Source organism: Pontibacter sp. LHS2 (genome assembly GCF_058932845.1).
Genome location: NZ_JBZYWG010000003.1, coordinates 344,528 through 363,509, shown reverse-complemented (window position 1 = coordinate 363,509; position 18,982 = coordinate 344,528). Strand labels below are relative to the sequence as shown.

Below are 18,982 nucleotides of genomic sequence, written 5' to 3'. Positions count from 1 at the left end.
AAGCGCCCGCTAATCCGATTAGCGGGCGCTTCTGCTTTAGAACATAGTGCTTTTTATAATTAACTCTGATGCTTCTTATAAAACGAATCCAGTGCTTCGTCCAGGTAATTGTACTCGAAAGTAAAGCCGGTCTGGAGCACTTTGTTGGCGCTCACACGCTGACCACTCAGCACTACATCGCTCATCTCACCAAGCATTAAATTAAGCGCGAAAGAAGGCACCTTGGGCAATACCAATGGTTTGTGCATAGCCTCTGCCAGCGCTTCAGTAAACTCCTGATTAGTGACCGGATGAGGAGCCACAGCATTGTACACGCCAGTAAACTGCGTGTCTTCAATTGCCCGGATGTACAAGCGGCACAAGTCATCCATGTGGATCCAGGACATGTACTGCTTGCCGCTGCCGAGCGGTGCGCCTGCCATCAGCTTTATTGGGCGGGCCATTTGGGGAAGAGCACCGCCCTTTTCGCTTAACGCTATACCTGTACGGAAGATGACTGTGCGGATGCCTATATCTTTGATCTGCCAAACGGCTGCTTCCCAGGCTTTGCACACTTCAGCCATAAAATCCTCGCCATAGCTGCTTTCCTCTGACATCAGTTGATCACCTGAGTTTCCGTATATGCCGATAGCGGAAGCTGAAATAAAACCTTTGACATGATGCTCGTATTGGCGCAGGCCATCAAGCAGCAGCTGTGTGCTATCTACCCGGCTACGCAGGATTTCACGCTTGCGCTCCTTTGTCCATTTCTCATCAGCCAAACCAGCACCAGCCAGGTGGATGATATAGTCGGCATAGGTAATGGCATTCTCATCAATAGAGGAGCTCTTAATGTCCCAGCGGAAAGTCTTATAGTGAGAGAACTTGTCGGGATCTCGGGAAAGGTGCGCTACTTCATAACCCTGATCGATCAGCATCTCGGAAAGACGCGACCCGATTAGCCCTGAACCACCTGAAATGAGTATTTTCCCCGCCATACGTTATGATCGTCGTTATAAATTATATAGAAATATATCTATACGTGTAAGGACTAATTGAAAGTTGCTTTCACCGATCAAAACCGGTTGGTGGCGAAAAGGCCGACTAGGTGCTAAACCTTATTTCTTGCGGATGTGACTCAGGAACTCATTGCGATACTGGTCCTGCTCAAACAAACCAGAGTACTCCGCTGTGATCGTACTGCTGCTCACATCGTTTACGCCGCGGCTCATCACACAAAGGTGGTCTGCCTCGATCAGCACCGCTACGTTTTCGGTCTGCAGTGCCTGCTTCAGTTCGTCAGCGATCTGCATGGTCATACGCTCCTGTACCTGCGGACGACGGGCATAGTACTGCACGATACGGTTCAGCTTAGAAAGTCCGATCACGTGCTCGTTGGGCATGTATGCTACGTGGGCTCTTCCAATGATCGGCACAAAGTGATGCTCGCAGGAAGAGTAGACAGTAATATCGCGCTCCACCAGCATCTGGTTGTACTTGTACTTGTTCTCAAATCGGCGGATAACCGGTTTGTTCTCAGGGTGTAGGCCACTGAAAATTTCCTGCACATACATTTTGGCAACACGCAGTGGCGTGCCTTTCAGGCTATCGTCTGTCAGGTCGAGGCCCATGGTATGCATAATTTCACGGAAGTGCCTTTCAATGATCACGATCTTTTCGGCGTCAGAAAGGTCAAATGCGTCAGGGCGCAACGGCGTTTCCAGAGAGCTCATCATGTGATCATCCATCTCTTCCGCATCGTGGCCCAGGTCCTGGTTATCCATTATATTCAACAAAGTTTCGTTCAGTTTCATAAAGCGTTACCGCCAATTCATATTCCCGGCTTATTTTTTCCCGCAATCGCTCCCATATGACCATGGCAATGTTCTCGGCGGTTGGGTTCAGCTGTCTGAACTCCTCTGTGTCGAGATTGAGATTCTTATGGTCAAACTTGTCGATCACTTCCTCCTTCACCAGCGTACTAAGCTTTTTCATATCGTACACATAGCCCGTTTCTTCGTTTACTGAGCCCGTCAGCTTAACAATAAGTTCGTAGTTGTGACCGTGGAAGTTGGGGTTATTGCACAGCCCAAAAACCTCCGCGTTCTGCTCGGCGCTCCAGGCTGGGTTATGCAGGCGGTGAGCGGCATTAAAATGTTCTTTTCTGCAGATCGTTATTTTCATTGCGGTTCCAACAGGTGGGCCTATGTTATTGTTCGCGTACGTGAATAATTCATATGGGAGCTACCCGGGCTGTAAACTTACAAAGGTAAGCTTCGTGGCTCCTAAACCCAAACAGAACAGCGTCTAAATTAATCCGGCTTCTTATATCTGAAATATGCTATGGATTAGCTATTTTCGTAGGTATACGATTGTTCCTGTCAAATCATTATTTCTAAGTAGAGTATGCGAGTAAAAGGATTGTTGGTAGCAGCCATGCTGCTGGTATCATGTATGGCAAGTGCGCAGGTGTTGCGTGTAGAGGAAAACGAACAGGTAGTAAGCGGTATCAAGCGCAGCGGCCAGCAACTGAGTGTGCAGTTGGATCCTAAGTTTGTGGAGAAGGTGTGGAAAGACCACCTGTCACAGGAAGCCGGAAAGGTAAAGCACTCTAAGGGTGTCTATACGGTAGAAGAGGCGAAGCTAATGAGTGTTACAAAGGAGCCTGTACGCGTGATCTCCACAGTTGGCACACATGCCACTGGCAGCTACGTGTGGTGGTCACTCGATATGGGCACAACCCATCTAGACAAAGCCGCTACCCCTGAGGTTTACGCCGCTGCGGAGCAGTTCATGGAAAACTTCGGCAAAAAGCTCTATCAGGAAGATGTGCTACTGCAAATCAACGAAGCCGAAAATGTACTGCGCAGCACTAAGAAAGAACAGGATCGTGTGGTGAAACAGGCCAATGACCTGCAATTGAGTATAGAGAAAAACAAGAAACGCAAGCAAGACCTGGAGGCTGAACTGGTACGCAATGCCGACGAACTGCGTCAGCTAGAGCAGAACGTAGAACTGAACGTGAAACAGCAGGAAGCCAGCCGCCAGCAGGTGCAGGCTATGGAAAAAGCTGTAGAAGAAGTGAGAGCCAAATTGAGAGATATCAAGTAATAATTGAGCCTCTGATGAAATTCTTCCTGACAATTTTATTTTCACTTATCTGGACTCTTTCTTATTCCCAGGATTTAGCAGGATTTGTACAGGTAATAGCTAGAGATAGTTTAAAACTACACTTTAGCTCGACTGGTATCTTAACTAACATCCAATGTGCTGCGTTTTATCGTGTTGCTAAAATGCATCCAACATATTATGTTTTCCATGGGCCTTTTAAAGATTACTATGCATCTGGTGAACTAGCGGTTGACGGTACTTATAGTGCCAACGCTTTTCATGGAGTATACAGTGAGTATTATCAAAACGGACAGCTAAAAGAACGTGGAAACTTTGTGCACGGCGTAAAGACAGGTATATGGGAATATTGGTACGTGGATGGTCAGCTAAAGAAAGTGCTGGAGTTTCAGGGTACCACTCCGCTTGTCTTAAAAATGTATACCGCAAAAGGCAAAGCATTAATAGTTGACGGCAATGGGAAGTATGAGGAAGATAACCCTATAATCAGAGCAACAGTTAAGGGCAATATTGTTAATGGTAAACAAGATGGTAAGTGGAAGGTATTAAGCAATTATGGTAAAACTCTGGTTGGAGAAGAAGTTTTTGATAATGGACGTTTTATCGGAGGGGAAAGCATCGCAAAGATAGCGTCCTTTAGTAGGAAATATTATGATGCACCAAAGGTCACTGTCGATTATACAAAAGACAAAATGACAAGCTATAGTCGTTACACCAATTGCAGAAATTATGGCAAGGACTATACATACCATCTTAAAAGATATAATAGCAAGTATACCGATCTTCCTTTCCTCAATCACATCTATGAAAACTTCGATCCTGTAAGTGGAGTTGAGGGCTATATACTAGTTAGCTTCAAAATAGACAAAGGAGGGGATGTTGCAGATATAAAACTGCATTCAACCATCAATAATTCTGATGTTGAAGAAAAGTTGGTAAGGGTTCTGTCATCCGGTAAGCAGTGGCTTCCTGCGATGGTAAATGGGAGACCAATTGAAACAAGTGATATTTATGCTTTCTCTTTTTCGGGCAATGCCTACAGGATCCTAAATGATACCAGAAACGATTACTATCCTGTAGAAACCGGTGCAGTATTGCTAACGGAAGAGCAGACAGATGTCTCAGATCTAGTTCTTAAGCTAGTCAAAAGCGATATAAAAACTACTGAGAACTACAATGATGTAGCTGTCACAGTATCTTTCTCTATAGATGAGACTGGCAATATTGACTTTGATGATAGTACATTTGAAGGCATGCTACAGTCATCAGAAGCAGAAAAAAGCTTATATGGTATCTTGAAACATTCGCTTCAGTATGCCGGACTCTGGCAGCCCGCGACAGCCAATGGCATAAAAGTTAAACAGCATTTTTTGGGAGTGCTGAGAATAAATGGTAGTACGTCAATGTTCAGGATCTTTAGTAACAATTGGGTGCTAAACGACAATATGTAAGCATCTATGTCCCTAAAACAGAAAAGCCTCCTATTGCGGAGGCTTTTCTGTTTTTATAAGTAGTGTATTACAATTTCATCCACCGCTGGATTTCCTGTTCTGCAAACTGCTCGTTGCGCCAGCCCACAAACTTGCTTTTGGCGGTTGGGTTGTGGTATACAAACCATTGCTGCAGGATGGCCTTGACGGCAGGATAGTCAGCCGTGAGGCCATTGTAGTCAGATGTGTTGATCGTGCGTTCGCTTGGCCTCGCGGGTACCGCGATGATCTTATGGTCTAGCTCTCCGGCTGTTTCCAATTGCAGTACACCCACCGGTATTACTTCCATCACAGTGCCTGTTGCAACGCTGCCTGTCAGTACAACCACTTCCAGGGGCTTTTTCTGTGCGTTGATCTCGGTGGAAGGTATAAAGCCGAAATTAGCAGGATAGGGTAGGAAAGGAATGATACGATCCTGGCCGGCTTGCTGCTCTGCTTCAAAAGCTTTTGTCTGTCGATTGTAATGCAGTTTGGTGGCGCTTCCGGCTGGCACCTCGATCACGGCCTGCAGTTGTTTTTTTCCATTGTATGTGGGGAGTGCGATGTAGTCTGTCTGACAGGAAGCCAGCATCACCAGTGATAGCAGTAGGAAGGTATAGCGAAGGAGTGTTTGCATGGGCGTAGAAGACAGCAAAGGTATAGCTGCAAATATAGTAAGCATGAGTAAAGTAGGTATGGCCCAGCTTACATCAGGTATAAAAAAAAGGAGCCGTTTGCTTAGAAACGGCTCCTTTTACTAAAACTATGGAAAACTTATGAAAACAGGTTCTTATTATCTTCTTTCCTTGATTCTTGCAGCCTTACCCTGCAGACCTCTCAGGTAGTACAGTCTAGCTCTTCTAACACGGCCTTTTCTTACAAGCTCGATCTTCTCGATAGCAGGTGACAACAGAGGGAAAATACGCTCCAGGCCAATCTGGTTAGATACTTTTCTTACTGTGAAAGTCTCACCGTTTGTGTTCACGTTTTTGCGCTGAATCACAACGCCCTGGAACTGCTGAATACGCTCCTTGTTACCCTCACGGATTTTCACGTGGATGTTGATGGTATCGCCAGACTGGAAAGTCGGGAAAGAGGCGCGCTTGTCTGTAGATTCCTGCTCGATAAATTTTAGTAATTCGCTCATGGCTATGTTGTTAAAGCTAAATATCTTCTTCAAAATTCGGACTGCAAAGATATGTAATTATTTATTACATAAGAATTTTTGCAGAAAAAAAATGTAAGTTTTTGAAACTTACCACTCAAAAGCCTAATTGAAGCGCTTTTTGCGCCTTTTTAACCTCTGTTACTCTAGTCGTTCAGCAGGTCTGGCCTACGCTGACGGGTACGCTCAATTGCCTGCTCAAAACGCCACTGCTCTATTTTTGGTCCATCGCCTGAAAGCAGAATGTCCGGCACTGTCAGGCCTTTGTAATCTGCCGGGCGGGTATAGACCGGCGGCGCCAGCAATCCGTCCTGAAACGAATCAGTGAGGGCAGAGGACTCGTCGTTGAGTACACCCGGTATAATGCGGATAATAGCATCAGCCAGTACAGCCGCTCCTAACTCTCCACCTGACAGCACATAGTCACCAATACTGATCTCATGTGTCACGTAATGCTGCCGTACTCGCTCATCCACGCCTTTGTAGTGTCCGCACAGGATGATCAAATTACGCAAAAGCGAAAACTGATTTACTACTTGCTGGTTGAGCGTTTGTCCATCAGGGGTCATGTAGATGACAGCGTCATACTCCCGCTCTGCTTTTAAGTCTGACAGGATTTTATCAATCGGCTCAATCATCATCACCATGCCTGCTCCACCACCAAAGGCATAGTCGTCTATCTGACCATGTTTGTTGATGGCGTACTTACGGAGGTCATGGATGTGGATTTCTACCAGACCTTTTTGCTGAGCTCTTTTAACAATAGAATGGCTAAAAGGACTGTCCAGCAGGTCGGGCTGGCAACTGATGATGTCAAATCGCATGATAACAGGGGGTTACTCGTCGCGGTCGTCGGCGTCGTCAGGGGTGCCGGGCTGGGTGTATACCTCCAGCAGGCCTTCAGGCAGATTTACGTGCAGGACCTTAGCTTCGTGATCAGCGCGTACAAACACGTCATCCAGCACAGGTACAAGCATTTCCTGCCCGTTGTACTCCATGGCCATCAGCTGTTGCTGCGGCATGTCGTAGAAGTCTTTCACGGTGCCAAGCGGACCGTGGTTCTGGTCCACCACCTGGTAGCCGATCACTTCATGGAAATAGAACTGTCCCTCTTCCAACTCCGGGAGCTCGTCGAGTGGCAGGTATAGGCTGACATTGCGAAGCTTCTCGGCCTGTTCGATCGTTTTGATATCCTCAAAAGTGATAATAAAACGGCCTTTCTGCACGGGCTCCATCTTGTCAATAAAAAAAGGAATCAGCCTTCCTTGTTGTTCAAGAAAGACTGATTCCAATTCATCATAATCCTCGGGGTAGTCCACGTCAAAAAACGCAACGACTTGTCCCTTGATGCCATGGGTCTTGACGATGTGACCTAACAGGAAGCAGTCATCAATATGCATGGCGGCTATAATTTATGCTTGCTCTTCAGTAGACTCGCCTTCAGCAGCTGGTGCCTCAGGAGCTTCTTCAGTTTCAGCAGCAGGAGCATCAGCAGCAAGTTTAGCAGCTTCACGCTGACGGATAGCCTCTGCACGAGCCTCTTTCACTTTCGTTTCAGCATCAAGAGCAGCCTTACGCTTCGCATCTTTCTCAGATCCAAGGGTAGTACGCTTGCTTTCGATTTTAGCATCTTTCTCTTTCTTCCACTCTTCGAAACGAGCATCAGCTGTTTCTTGCGTGATAGCGCCTTTTACAACACCGATCTGCAGGTGCTTCTTGTACAGAATACCTCTGTAAGAAAGCATCGCCTTTACAGTGTCAGTTGGCTGAGCACCATTCATTAACCACTGGAATGCTTTCTCCTCGCTAAAGTCGATAGATGCAGGGTTAGTGTTTGGGTTGTAAGTACCCAGTTTCTCGATGAACTTACCATCACGTGGTGAGCGAGCATCAGCTACTACGATATCGTAGATAGCGGCTTTTTTGCGGCCTCTGCGGGCCAGTCTGATTTTAACAGCCATTTTTTATATAAAATTTAAAGTCGGCGAAACCCGTCCGCCAGTTTTTAGAACCGCAAAGGTAATGATTTTGTGCCGATTAATGCAAGATATTTAGGAATTGATTTCCAGTCATTAAATGCTTGACTATAGGTATGACATTCGTGACTACCTTCAGGTATAGCCCAAGCGTGCGTTTACACCGATCGCTAATTGTATATGTCAGGTTGCTCCGTGTCTCTATACCTGAATTGCCAGCAAAACAAAAAGCCCTCCGATTCGGGAGGGCTTCTCTAGTTATGTTGAAGTTTTAGGCGCCTACTTTCGTGCGGGCCGCCTTTACTTTTACCGGTTTCAGTTTGATGATGCTCAGCTTATCCAGCGTCCAGATCACAGGCCAGGTTGGGTCAACCTCCCACCACTTCACACCGAAGTTCACGCGATTAGGCAATTTGTGGTGATTGTTCTGGAACAGTTCGCCGCCTGTCAGGAAGTCGAAGAAAAGCGAGTTGCGTGATTTGTCGTTGTTATCGAAGTTCTGGTAGCCATACTTGTGACCGCTCCAGTTTACGATGGCGCCGTGCACCGGACCCATCAGGAAGTGGATCGGCAATAGCAGAAACATCCACCACTGCGTAGCGAAGGCAATGTAGAACATCACATAAAACACACCCCAGCCAATTCGTGAGAAATAGCTATCGCCTAGTTTCTCTAATGCTGGCCACAGCGGATAGTCGCCATCAAAACGACGCTCCGGCTCCACACGGTGGTTAAGCACGTCGTTGTAAATATTTTTGGTCTTCCACATCATCGTGAAAGCATTGTTAGAATAATGCGGTGAATGCGGGTCACGCTCCGTGTCAGAGAAGGCGTGGTGCATGCGGTGCAAAATAGCGTAGGCACGTGGCGACAGGAAAGAAGAGCCCTGTGCGATGTAAGTCAGAAGGTAAAAGGCCTTCTCCCAGAAGGGGTTCATGGTGAACATCTTATGTGCTGCATAGCGGTGCAAGAAGAATGTTTGCACAAACAGAGAGAGGTACCAGTGCAATACGAAGAAAATAAGTATGGCCATTAAGCAATTAGTATGTTAAAGTGATTATTAACTGGTTCAGGTATAGCGGAGACTGAAACAGCCACCAAGCCTTCGCAAAATTACGATGTGATTCTATAGAAATAATAAAAACCGGTATAAAAGTTCAGAAAGATGATAAATATCAGCTTTTCTGAACTAGAAAGGCCGAATGATAGAGGTGAGTTTGTGAGTACAGCAAATCAACATTCCTACAAAGTGATGAAAGGTATAAAGTGCCCGGTTACTGAATGTCCAAAGTGCGCTCAGATGGCTCATCATTTATTCTTCCGGTCTAAATGGTGCCCATACAGTAGCAGGGGGGAGAGGAGCTGTGACGCTAACCATGGTTTTGAGCGTAGGATGCTCAAATTGGAGACTGCGGGCGTGCAGCGCGATGCTTTTGTCCGGCAATGGTTTGCTGGCGCCATACCTCAGGTCACCGACAATAGGGCAGTTCATGGAAGCTAACTGCACCCTGATCTGGTGCGGCCGACCGGTAACAGGTTTTACTTCCAGGAGATAGTTCTTGTCGTGTTGCCCCACCAGCCGGTAGCTAAGTTCAGAGCGTAGGCCACTTTTGTTTTCGCGGGCGTAGGCTTTGGTTACGTTGCGGCTGCTATCCTTAATGAGCCAATGCACGAGGGTCTGCTCAAGTATAACAGGCCGGTTGAGGACCACGGCCCAGTAGGTTTTTACGGTTTTTTTGCTCCGGAAAAGTTCGTTCAGGCGGGTAAGGGCTTTAGAGGTTTTGGCAAGCAGCACCACACCACTCACTGGTCGGTCAAGGCGGTGCACCACGCCAATGTAGACGTTGCCCGGCTTGTTGTACTTCTCTTTGATATAAGCCTTCGCCAGGTCAGCGAGACATTCATCGCCGGTCTCATCGCCGTGTACCAGCAAGCCTGCCGGCTTGTTGACCACCAACACATGGTTATCCTCAAAAAGAACGTCTAAAGAAGCCATGGGCTTTAGTTAAAAGTTGGGAGTTGAAAGTTAAGAGTTGTAGCCGACTAAAGAAGCGAGTGAATCGGGCCGAAGACCATAAGCCAAGCTCAGCAAGGTGCATTAGCTCACTTTTTACTCTTAACTTTCAACGCTTACCTATATTAATAAGCTTCTTTCTCGTTAGGGAAATCTTTGCTCTTCACGTCTTTCACGTAGTTCTGCACAGCGTCGGTCATGATCGTGTGCAGGTCGGCATAGCGACGCAGGAAACGTGGCTTGAACTCTTTGTTGATGCCGAGCATGTCGTGCACTACCAGTACCTGACCGTCCACATGCGGGCCGGCGCCTATACCTATAATTGGAATCTCCAGTTTCTCTGCCACACGTTTGGCCAGCTCCGATGGAATTTTCTCCAGAACTATTGAGAAGCAGCCCAATTCCTGCAGCAGCAGTGCGTCATCAATGAGTTTTTGAGCTTCTGCCTCTTCCTTGGCCCGCACGGTGTAGGTGCCAAACTTATAGATAGACTGTGGTGTGAGGCCCAAATGCCCCATTACCGGTACGCCAGCGCTCAGAATGCGAATAATTGATTCTTTTATCTCAGCGCCGCCTTCCAGCTTGATGCCGTGTGCACCCGACTCCTTCATAATGCGGATAGTAGATCGCAGTGCCTCCGATGAGTTGCCCTGGTAAGAGCCGAACGGGAGGTCTACTACCACAAAAGCGCGATTCACACCCCGGATTACCGAAGAGGCATGGTAGATCATCTGGTCCAGCGTGATCGGGAGCGTTGTCTCGTGCCCTGCCATAACATTAGAGGCGGAGTCGCCAACCAGTAGCACATCCACACCGGCAGCGTCCAGGATGGTGGCCATCGAGTAATCGTAGGCTGTGAGCATGGAGATTTTCTCGCCGCGCTCTTTCATATTCTGCAGCTGGTGGGTGGTAACTTTTTTTACGTCGCTTTTATGAACAGACATAGGATGCTGATTTGAGTTTGATTCAAAATTATAAAAATCAAAACAAAAACAGCCACCCAATTTTCTGGAGTGGCTGTTCGAGGTTTATCTGAAGTTCATGCCTGATCTGTTTCTGGTCAGGCGCAGGTCACGCAGCAAGGCAGATCGGGCATTGATGGTCACGTTATAGCCGCGCATCAGGCCGAACGGCCGCCAACCGATGCTCATCTCCCAGCAATGCAGGTCGCGGTATATGTCGACACTGGCATTGGAGATGTTCTTGTTCGTAAAGTCATACCCTGCCATGTAGCCAAACTTCCACTTGTCGGTCAGGTTCAGGGTACCTTGCATACCGATGTTTTGCGTAAAGGTGCCTGGCGTCAGTGGTGTGCCTCCGGTATAGAAGATTGTGTAGTCCAGGTTCAATGTCCAAGGAATGTTGAAGTCCACATAGTCCGGCAAGAACTGATCATTCGGATTCAGCATGCCGGGCAGGTTGGTTGGTGGCGGCGTGTTTGTAGACCGTGCAGCAGGGTTGAAGTTGGCCCGCACACTCAGGTTGGCATTGGTCAGTCTGGCAAGTTTGAAACCAGGTCCCTCCAACATATAACGGTTTATAGAGCGGTTACCATCCGGACTGGCCTGATAAGGATTCAGGGTAGAGGTAAAGTTGACATCAAATACCTGGAACAGGCGTGTGTTCATGCTTATGTTAATGTTGGACAAGCGTAATGAGTCGGCAGCCAGGTTATAGGAACCGCCTATGTTCAGGTTGTCGATCAAACTCACTTTCTCTGTCTTCGTCGCCGTAGAATCGTTACGGGAGCGTACTTTCATCTCCACCCGGTTATTGATCTGCATACTCAGGCTGCTGGCAAGTCCTCCGGAAGGAACGTTGCCGTTAAAGCGAGGAAGCGTCTGGAAGATCGGCTGATTCGTCAAAGAGTCTACGCCTACCTGTGTAGTCTGCGAGAAACCAAAGCGTCTCTCGTCGCCAAAGTTAGGACGATAGCCATAGCTGATGCTCGGGATCATGGTATGGCGGATGGCCTCTACACGCTTGCTCTTCGGGAACTGCACAGTACCATATACAGTCGTGTTAAGGGAAGCACCGGCGCCATACTCATACACTCTGCCGAAGCTTGCCGTGTCGATGCGCACTGCCTGCCGCTCTTCGTCATAGGTATAAGTTAGTTTATTGTCGAACCATGATTCACGGTAACTTACATTAGGCGTCAGGTTGAAAAAGCGAAATACCTTGTAGTTACCTAAGCCAATGTTGAAGTTGTGATCGGCGCTCTTACGGCCGTTCTGCCACAGACGATCCAGGTTTTCGAAGTTGAGCGCAAAGGTAGTGTCTCTGGCTGTACCATCTACTACAGGCAACGTACCCAGTCTGCGGGCAGCCACCTGGTTAGACACCTCGTTACGGGCTCGTAAGTTGTAGCCGAAGGTAAAGTTTTCATACCACTTGCCAGTTGGCACATTATTCGAGAAAAGTTCATACAAACTCGTCTGGGTCATCGCAAAGTTAAGGTCAGGCAACGTAAAGCGCATGATAGTAGGCGCTGGTCTCCGGTTTTCGCCTTCTCCTATAAAGCCCCCGTTATTCTGTCCTTGGCTCAGCGTAGCCGTGTAGCTGAAAGGTGTATTCTGGATGTTTTTCTGATAGGTGACCGTTGAGTTAAAGGTCGGCGCCAGGTACTGGTTCGGACTATTGAAGTTTACCCGGTTGTGCTGGCTGCTACCAGCCCGTACGTTGGCCGTAAAGCGACCGCGGCCTGGCTTCTGCACCGGGCTGTGTGACCAGGTAACGAAAGCTGTACGCTGGCTGGGTGGCAGACCGGCCAGACTGTTGGTAGAGCGGTTAGCATCAGCTACATCAGCCTCGTCATTTTTAAAATAATCATAGCTGATATTGAAGTTGCCGCGATAAGAGTAACGCTTAATATAAGTGTTATCGACTGTCACCTTATAACCACCGAGCGAGTAGATGTCGCCGGTGATGCGGGTACCAATGTAATCATTCAGGGCCAGGTAGTAGCCACCGTTGCTCAAATAAAAGCCACGGGCCCGCGACTCACCGAAAGTTGGCATGATCACACCCGAAGAGCGTTTGTTCTTTGGCGTCGGGAAAAGGCCGAACAGAAAGCCGAGCGGTGTAGGTATGTCAGCAATTACGAGGTTAAACGGCCCCGACATGATCTTGTCGTTAGGGATAGCCTTAATCTTGCCGGCGCTGATGTAGAAGTGAGGGTGCTCCAGGTTACAGGTGGTATACTTGTTGTGCAAACCGAAAATCTCGTTTGCTTCATTTTTTTTCACGACCTCGGAATGTATATACCCTTCGCCTTGTTGCGTTACTACTTCAGAGATCCGGCCTCGTCGGGTTTTGTAGTTGTAAGCGATGCGCTTGGCCGCGTAACTCTCGGCTCCATCCTTAAACACCGGAGTACCAGTTTCCTGACCTGTTGAGTCAACGAGTGTAGTTGCCGTGAGGGTGTTCAGGTCGTAGTCGATCTGGATGTAAGCCGCCGAAAGCTCCATAGTGCCGTAGTCAATTTTGGCATCGCCATACAGGTGCACCACCTTTCGGTCTACCTCAAAGAGGATGGAATCTCTGGCAGAGTAATTGATTGTGGTCTCGATGTCGCCCTGTGGTGCGGGAACCACAAGCGAATCCTGAGGCGGCGAAATATTGACAGTGTCTTTTGGCGTAGCTGTACTGGTAGGCCGGCGCACCCGCTGACCCAACACAGGCTGGGCAGAAAGCACGGCGAGCTGCACCAGCAGTAAAAAAATCAAAATGTAGCGCAACTTCTTCAGACTTCCCTAAAGTTTTATTTATTTTGTACAAAGTTATTGTTTTTAACTTTTAACTAACGAGCGTTGTGAGAAATATTGTTACTATTTCAATTCTGGCCCTAAGTTTACTTCTATTATCTTCCAGCAAGCTCGAATACCGTAAGGCGTATAAGCTGCGTACGGTGGTAATCGATGCGGGTCATGGCGGCAAAGACATAGGCTGTAACGGCAAAGTTTCGCACGAGGCTGATGTAGCCTTGAAATTGGCGCTGCAAGTCGGTGCGCTAATTGAGAAGAACGTGCCTGATGTGAAAGTTGTTTACACCCGCAAGGACGATACGTTTGTAGAGTTGATCGACCGGGCCGGTATCGCCAACAAGAACAATGCGGACCTGTTTATCTCCATCCACCTGAATGCAGGGCCTCCTGCTGCTTTCGGTACGGAGACCTATACAATGGGGCTTCACACAACAAGCGGTAACCTGGCGGTGGCCAAGCGGGAGAACGCCGTAATTCTGCAAGAAGATGACTATAAAGAGAAGTACGGCGGCTTTGATCCGAACTCACCGCAAAGCCACATCATGTTTGCCCTGCACCAAAGCGCCTACATCGATAACAGTCTGCGATTTGCCCAAAAGATCGAAAATGAATTCAAACACCGGGTTGGTCGTAGCAGCCGCGGAGTGAAACAAGCGGGCTTTCTGGTGCTCTGGAAATCCTACATGCCAAGCGTGCTGATCGAGGCAGGCTTCCTCACCAACCCAGCCGAAGAAAAATTTCTTAACGATAAAACAGGCCAGACGTATATGGCATCAGGCATATACCGAGCCTTCAAAGAATACAAGCAAGAGCTGGAGGCCATGAACTAATGCATAAAGCAAACTCACCTGCGTGAAACTGTCGAAAGAAATTAAAGTTGCCCTGCTAGGTATAGCGGCAATCGTGATACTGTACTTCGGGTATGACTTCCTGAAAGGATCCACTATCTTCTCTAAATCCAACATCTACCATGTCGTATATGACAGCGTGGACGGCCTGACCACCTCCAATCCTGTATTCCTGAATGGTATACAGGTAGGACATGTAAAGGAAATGACCCTGCTGACTGATCAAGCTAACATGGTGCGCGTGGACATTGAGGTGCGGAAAGATCTTCAGATCGGAGACTCCACTGTTGCCAGCCTGGGAAATTCGGACTTACTGGGAAGCAAGGCCATAACCTTGTATCTGCGCAATAATAACAAAGCTTATAAAGGAGGAGAGCAGCTCATCGCATTCAAAGAAACCAGTATCACTGATATGCTTTCTTCTAAATCGGTGCCGGTCATCGATAAGGTAGATACCACACTAGCCCGTGTAAACAGGCTTCTTGATAGCGAGGCGAAAGGCAACCTGCAGTCCATACTGGCTAATTCCAATAAAACAACGGAGATGGTGAACGAGATATTGCGCGAAAATCAGCGTAATATCAACCAGATAACCGGTAATCTGAGCCAACTGACTTCTGCCCTGAAGCAGACACAGCAAAATATTGACCGCCTTACCCTGAACATGGCTGAGATTACAGATACGCTCAAGCGGGTGGAAATCAATAGACTGGTGCGTGATGCCAACTCAACTGTGAACGAGCTGGAAGCGACAATTGCCAAGCTCAACTCCAATGAGGGCTCACTGGGCCGCCTGATGAACGACGAAGAGCTGTACCGTAATATGAACCGCTCAACGGAGGCGCTCAATCTGCTGCTGCGCGACATTCAGGCATACCCGAAGCGCTATGTGCAGTTCTCGCTCATAGGCCGCAAAGACAGGTATAAAGTCGATGCGACTGGTCGTGTGATTACATTGGAAGAGGTAAAAGAGCTGCAGGATGAGAATCCGGACGAGTTCCGTCGCCCTGCGCCTGACTCTGTAAAAGTAGCGCCTGCCGATACCACAAAAAGGCAATAATGCATCTTATAAAAATTGTATATTTGTAAAATCCGCCCCTAAAGCGGATTTTTCATTGTAAGTAGTCCCCTTATTTATAATAACCCCTTCATGGATATCGAATTCAATAAGAACGAAGACTCTCTCAAACAGCTGAGTTTCCAGCTGAAAAGTAAACTGAAAAAAGTACACCTGGGCGGCGGCGAAAAGCGCATCGCAAAAGAGCATGCCAAAGGTAAAATGACAGCCCGTGAGCGTATCGAGTACCTGCTCGACGAAGGCACCGAGTTTCTGGAAGTAGCCGCTTTTGCAGGCGAAGGTATGTACCAGGAGGTAGGCGGTTGCCCGAGCGGTGGCGTAGTGACAGGTATAGGCTACATCAAAGGGCGCCAATGTGTGGTAGTAGCCAATGACGCGACCGTGAAAGCCGGAGCCTGGTTCCCGATCACAGCCAAGAAGAACCTGCGTGCGCAGGAGATCTCTATTGAGAACAAACTCCCGATCGTATACCTGGTAGATAGTGCCGGTGTGTTTCTGCCGATGCAAGACGAGATCTTCCCGGATAAAGAGCACTTTGGCCGCATGTTCCGTAACAACGCCGTGATGAGCTCTATGGGCATCGTGCAGATTGCCGCGATCATGGGCAGTTGTGTGGCCGGTGGTGCTTACCTGCCGATCATGAGCGACGAAGCCCTGATCGTGGAGGGCACCGGTTCTGTATTCCTGGCAGGCTCTTACCTGGTGAAATCTGCCATCGGTGAGGCCATCGACAACGAGACGCTGGGTGGTGCTACTACGCATAGCGAAATATCCGGCGTGACGGACTATAAGTGCAAGGACGACAAAGAGGCGCTGGACCATATCCGCACCATATTTGATAAATTGGGCGAGAACCCGAAAGCTGGCTTCAGCCGTGTAGAACCAGCTGCTCCAAAGCTGGACCAGAACGAGATTTACGGTCAGTTGCCAGCCGACCGCACTAAGCCTTACGACATGATGGACATCATCAACCGTTTGGTCGATAATTCTGAGTTTGAACCTTACAAAGACCTATACGGCCAGACGCTGATCTGCGGACTGGGCCGGATCGATGGCTGGGCAGTGGGCATTGTAGCCAACCAGCGCAAGATCGTGAAGAGCAAGAAAGGCGAAATGCAGATGGGCGGCGTGATCTACTCCGACTCAGCTGACAAAGCAGCTCGTTTTATCATGAATTGCAACCAGAAAAAAATTCCTTTAGTGTTCCTACACGATGTATCCGGTTTTATGGTGGGTAGCAAGTCGGAGCATGGTGGCATTATAAAAGACGGTGCCAAAATGGTCAGCGCTATGGCCAACTCGGTTGTACCGAAGTTTACGATCATACTGGGCAACAGCTACGGTGCCGGCAACTATGCCATGTGTGGCAAAGCCTACGACCCGCGCCTGATCTATGCCTGGCCATCTGCTCAACTTGCCGTAATGAGTGGCGCAGCGGCTGCCAATACCCTGCTGCAGATTCAAGTATCAGCTTTGAAAGCAAAAGGAGAGGAGATAACTCCAGAGGCAGAGAAGGAGCTACTAGAGCGCATCACAGCCAAGTATAACGAGGAACTTTCGCCATACTATGCGGCGGCCCGGCTGTGGATAGACGGTATCATTGACCCACTGGAGACCCGCAAAGTGATCTCGATGGGTATAGAAGCCGCGAACCACGCTCCGATCGAAAAGCCATACAATGTAGGTGTAATCCAGACCTGATTTGAACGCTGGCGGAAAGGTAAAACATTCCGCTAGCGGACTCTACCGTTTGAGGTTCTTTCATATTTAATTGGAAGCCCCAAACAGCTTTTGACGCCGGTTTCTCTTTGCTGTTAGTCTTTTTGAGTAAAAAAGCATCGACGGTGTACTGCAGGCTTACGTAGAAATAAGTTAACCATAACGTTTCGGACCGAGGCTTTTCCAAAAATCAGAGTGTGATTTTGACGAAAAACAAAGGTGTAAGTGCCCTTAAGCCATGTTTAAGAGTGGCCCCGGCACTGTTCAATTATTGATCATTATTCATTACGCATTATTTTGACGAAGAAGGAGATAAAGGCGCTGATCTCGCTGTTGGATGATATTGATTATGAGGTCGCGTCGCATGTAGAGCAGAAGATCGTGTCGCTGGGGGAGAGTATCATTCCGTTTTTGGAGGAGGAATGGGAGGAGACTCTTAATTCGGATCTGCAAAAAAGGATTGAAGATCTGATCCACAGTTTGCAGTTTGATGGCCTTTTGGAGCGAATCAAGGTTTGGAAGGAACACGGAGGACTCGACCTGATTGAGGGAATGTGGTTGGTGAATACTTACCTATACCCGGATGTGGAACTCGCTACTTTATCCAAAGCGCTGGACCAGTTATACTTCGATGCCTGGACAAACATGAAGGAGAACATGCATCCTTATGACCAGGTGAAGTCACTGAACAATTCGCTTTTCCGGGATAAGAAGTTCTCGGCTAACACCAAGAATTTTCATTCCCCATCGAACTCCATGATGCACCTGGCATTGGAGACAAGACGGGGAAATCCGCTGACGCTTTGTGTGATCTATATGACCATTGCGCAGCGCCTGGGTATGCCGGTATATGGCGTGAACCTGCCAAATCTGTTTATTCTGACTTACAAGCAGGGTGATGTACAGTTCTATATCAACGTGTATAACAAGGGCCTGATGCTCTCTAAGGCGGACATCGACAATTACATTGTGCAGCTCAACCTGAATCCGGTAGACATTTTCTATGAGCCGTGCTCCAACATTGAGATCGTGAAGAGAGCACTTCGCAACCTGGCATTTTCATTTGAGAAGACCAACGATCTGGAGAAAGCGACCGAAGTCACGAAACTGTTGACCGCTATTACTGACGACGATCCAGCGATATAAAGTTACTTTCAGGTATAATATAAAAGGCCGGCTCCTGTAAGAAGCCGGCCTTTGCCTTTTATCGAAATCAGGTATAGCTTCTGCTAGCTATCCAATTAGTAGCGTTTGATCATACAACCTGTCGCACGTTTATCGGCTGTGCTCACGCTTTTGTTAGCCAGCACATCATCAATAACGGATTTGAGGTAATGGTTGCGAGCGCCGCTCTCCACCTGCGGGCTGTCATCTATGGCGCCTTTGTACTTAAGCACAAATTCAACGCCCGTGTTATGCAGTACAAACACCTCTGGCGTTTTGGTGGCTCCAAACTTCTGACTGATACGCTGACCTTCATCGGCCAGGTATGGGAAGCTGTAATTCTTAGCGCTCAGGTCTTGCATGGTATCGCTGCCCTCGCCTACACCTACGCCTGGGTTAATGAATATGAACTGCACGCCACGAGCTGCATAAGCACTTGAGAGCGTTACTAAACGGTTTTCGTAAAGCTTGGCGTAAGGGCACTGGTTATCAGTAAACACAACGACCACGGTTTTGCTATTGGTAAAATCGTTGAGTGAAACAGCATTACCCTGCCCGTCTTTAAGCGAGAAGTTGGCTACTTTACTGCCTAACTGGTAGCTACCCTGCGCAAATACACTGGCTGTGACCAGGAAAGCTACCACAAAAGAAGCTAGATATTTCATGATTGTTTG

Annotated in this window: 19 protein-coding genes; 6 read left to right on the top strand and 13 right to left on the bottom strand. The window is 48.0% G+C overall.

Going from position 1 to position 18,982, the window contains the following annotated elements; genetic code table 11:
• Positions 1 to 59: 59 nt before the first annotated feature.
• The 3 genes from AC5FX6_RS14850 to AC5FX6_RS14840 all read right to left on the bottom strand — a co-directional run bounded on the left by AC5FX6_RS14850 (position 60) and on the right by AC5FX6_RS14840 (position 2,163).
• Positions 60 to 977, bottom strand: coding sequence for a TIGR01777 family oxidoreductase (locus AC5FX6_RS14850; RefSeq protein ID WP_493597845.1), 918 nt, complete (start codon positions 975 to 977; stop codon positions 60 to 62).
• Between the two features lie 120 nt (positions 978 to 1,097).
• On the bottom strand, positions 1,098 to 1,763 hold the full coding sequence (folE, locus tag AC5FX6_RS14845) for a GTP cyclohydrolase I FolE (RefSeq protein ID WP_493597844.1): 666 nt from the start codon (positions 1,761 to 1,763) through the stop codon (positions 1,098 to 1,100).
• On the bottom strand, positions 1,756 to 2,163 hold the full coding sequence (locus AC5FX6_RS14840; RefSeq protein ID WP_493597843.1) for a 6-pyruvoyl trahydropterin synthase family protein: 408 nt from the start codon (positions 2,161 to 2,163) through the stop codon (positions 1,756 to 1,758). The genes folE and AC5FX6_RS14840 overlap by 8 nt, the downstream gene beginning before the upstream one ends.
• Positions 2,164 to 2,385: 222 nt before the next feature.
• Here AC5FX6_RS14840 and AC5FX6_RS14835 point away from each other — a divergent pair, with 222 nt between their 5' ends.
• Positions 2,386 to 3,090: a DNA repair ATPase gene (locus tag AC5FX6_RS14835; protein ID WP_493597842.1), complete on the top strand. Its 705-nt coding sequence runs from the start codon at positions 2,386 to 2,388 to the stop codon at positions 3,088 to 3,090.
• 14 nt (positions 3,091 to 3,104) lie between these two features.
• A complete protein-coding gene (locus tag AC5FX6_RS14830) occupies positions 3,105 to 4,559 on the top strand; it encodes a hypothetical protein (RefSeq protein ID WP_493597841.1) in 1,455 nt (484 codons plus the stop codon).
• Positions 4,560 to 4,626: 67 nt separating this feature from the next.
• Here AC5FX6_RS14830 and AC5FX6_RS14825 read toward each other — a convergent pair whose 3' ends face one another.
• From AC5FX6_RS14825 to AC5FX6_RS14785, 9 genes are all read right to left on the bottom strand, one after another.
• A complete protein-coding gene (locus tag AC5FX6_RS14825) occupies positions 4,627 to 5,259 on the bottom strand; it encodes an inorganic diphosphatase (RefSeq protein ID WP_493597840.1) in 633 nt (210 codons plus the stop codon).
• 111 nt (positions 5,260 to 5,370) lie between these two features.
• Positions 5,371 to 5,724 (bottom strand): 50S ribosomal protein L19, encoded by a 354-nt coding sequence (gene rplS, locus AC5FX6_RS14820; RefSeq protein ID WP_493597839.1) that lies wholly within the window; start codon positions 5,722 to 5,724, stop codon positions 5,371 to 5,373.
• A 164-nt stretch (positions 5,725 to 5,888) separates the two neighbouring features.
• The gene (gene trmD / locus AC5FX6_RS14815) at positions 5,889 to 6,566 is read right to left on the bottom strand and encodes a tRNA (guanosine(37)-N1)-methyltransferase TrmD (RefSeq protein WP_493597838.1); all 678 of its coding nucleotides are present in this window, start codon (positions 6,564 to 6,566) and stop codon (positions 5,889 to 5,891) included.
• A gap of 12 nt (positions 6,567 to 6,578) precedes the next feature.
• Positions 6,579 to 7,142 (bottom strand): ribosome maturation factor RimM, encoded by a 564-nt coding sequence (gene rimM, locus AC5FX6_RS14810; RefSeq protein WP_493597837.1) that lies wholly within the window; start codon positions 7,140 to 7,142, stop codon positions 6,579 to 6,581.
• A 12-nt stretch (positions 7,143 to 7,154) separates the two neighbouring features.
• Entirely contained in the window at positions 7,155 to 7,703 is a 549-nt protein-coding gene (locus AC5FX6_RS14805) for a 30S ribosomal protein S16 (protein ID WP_493597836.1), read from the bottom strand.
• A 286-nt stretch (positions 7,704 to 7,989) separates the two neighbouring features.
• Positions 7,990 to 8,751 carry an acyl-CoA desaturase gene (locus AC5FX6_RS14800; RefSeq protein WP_493597835.1) on the bottom strand — a complete coding sequence of 254 codons (762 nt, stop codon included), beginning with the start codon at positions 8,749 to 8,751 and terminating at the stop codon, positions 7,990 to 7,992.
• Positions 8,752 to 9,030: 279 nt separating this feature from the next.
• Positions 9,031 to 9,714, bottom strand: a complete 684-nt coding sequence (locus AC5FX6_RS14795) for an RluA family pseudouridine synthase (protein ID WP_493597834.1) — start codon at positions 9,712 to 9,714, stop codon at positions 9,031 to 9,033.
• A gap of 143 nt (positions 9,715 to 9,857) precedes the next feature.
• A complete protein-coding gene (gene panB / locus AC5FX6_RS14790) occupies positions 9,858 to 10,676 on the bottom strand; it encodes a 3-methyl-2-oxobutanoate hydroxymethyltransferase (protein WP_493597833.1) in 819 nt (272 codons plus the stop codon).
• 84 nt (positions 10,677 to 10,760) lie between these two features.
• Positions 10,761 to 13,460 carry a putative LPS assembly protein LptD gene (locus AC5FX6_RS14785; RefSeq protein ID WP_493597832.1) on the bottom strand — a complete coding sequence of 900 codons (2,700 nt, stop codon included), beginning with the start codon at positions 13,458 to 13,460 and terminating at the stop codon, positions 10,761 to 10,763.
• A gap of 86 nt (positions 13,461 to 13,546) precedes the next feature.
• Here AC5FX6_RS14785 and AC5FX6_RS14780 point away from each other — a divergent pair, with 86 nt between their 5' ends.
• From AC5FX6_RS14780 to AC5FX6_RS14765, 4 genes are all read left to right on the top strand, one after another.
• Positions 13,547 to 14,329, top strand: a complete 783-nt coding sequence (locus tag AC5FX6_RS14780) for an N-acetylmuramoyl-L-alanine amidase family protein (protein ID WP_493597831.1) — start codon at positions 13,547 to 13,549, stop codon at positions 14,327 to 14,329.
• Positions 14,330 to 14,351: 22 nt separating this feature from the next.
• Positions 14,352 to 15,407 carry an MlaD family protein gene (locus AC5FX6_RS14775; RefSeq protein WP_493597830.1) on the top strand — a complete coding sequence of 352 codons (1,056 nt, stop codon included), beginning with the start codon at positions 14,352 to 14,354 and terminating at the stop codon, positions 15,405 to 15,407.
• 90 nt (positions 15,408 to 15,497) lie between these two features.
• Positions 15,498 to 17,126 carry an acyl-CoA carboxylase subunit beta gene (locus AC5FX6_RS14770; RefSeq protein WP_493597829.1) on the top strand — a complete coding sequence of 543 codons (1,629 nt, stop codon included), beginning with the start codon at positions 15,498 to 15,500 and terminating at the stop codon, positions 17,124 to 17,126.
• A gap of 315 nt (positions 17,127 to 17,441) precedes the next feature.
• The gene (locus tag AC5FX6_RS14765) at positions 17,442 to 18,290 is read left to right on the top strand and encodes a transglutaminase-like domain-containing protein (RefSeq protein WP_493597828.1); all 849 of its coding nucleotides are present in this window, start codon (positions 17,442 to 17,444) and stop codon (positions 18,288 to 18,290) included.
• 95 nt (positions 18,291 to 18,385) lie between these two features.
• Here the strand turns inward: AC5FX6_RS14765 and AC5FX6_RS14760 are convergent, their stop codons facing one another.
• Positions 18,386 to 18,973 (bottom strand): thioredoxin family protein, encoded by a 588-nt coding sequence (locus tag AC5FX6_RS14760; protein ID WP_493597827.1) that lies wholly within the window; start codon positions 18,971 to 18,973, stop codon positions 18,386 to 18,388.
• Positions 18,974 to 18,982: the final 9 nt, after the last annotated feature.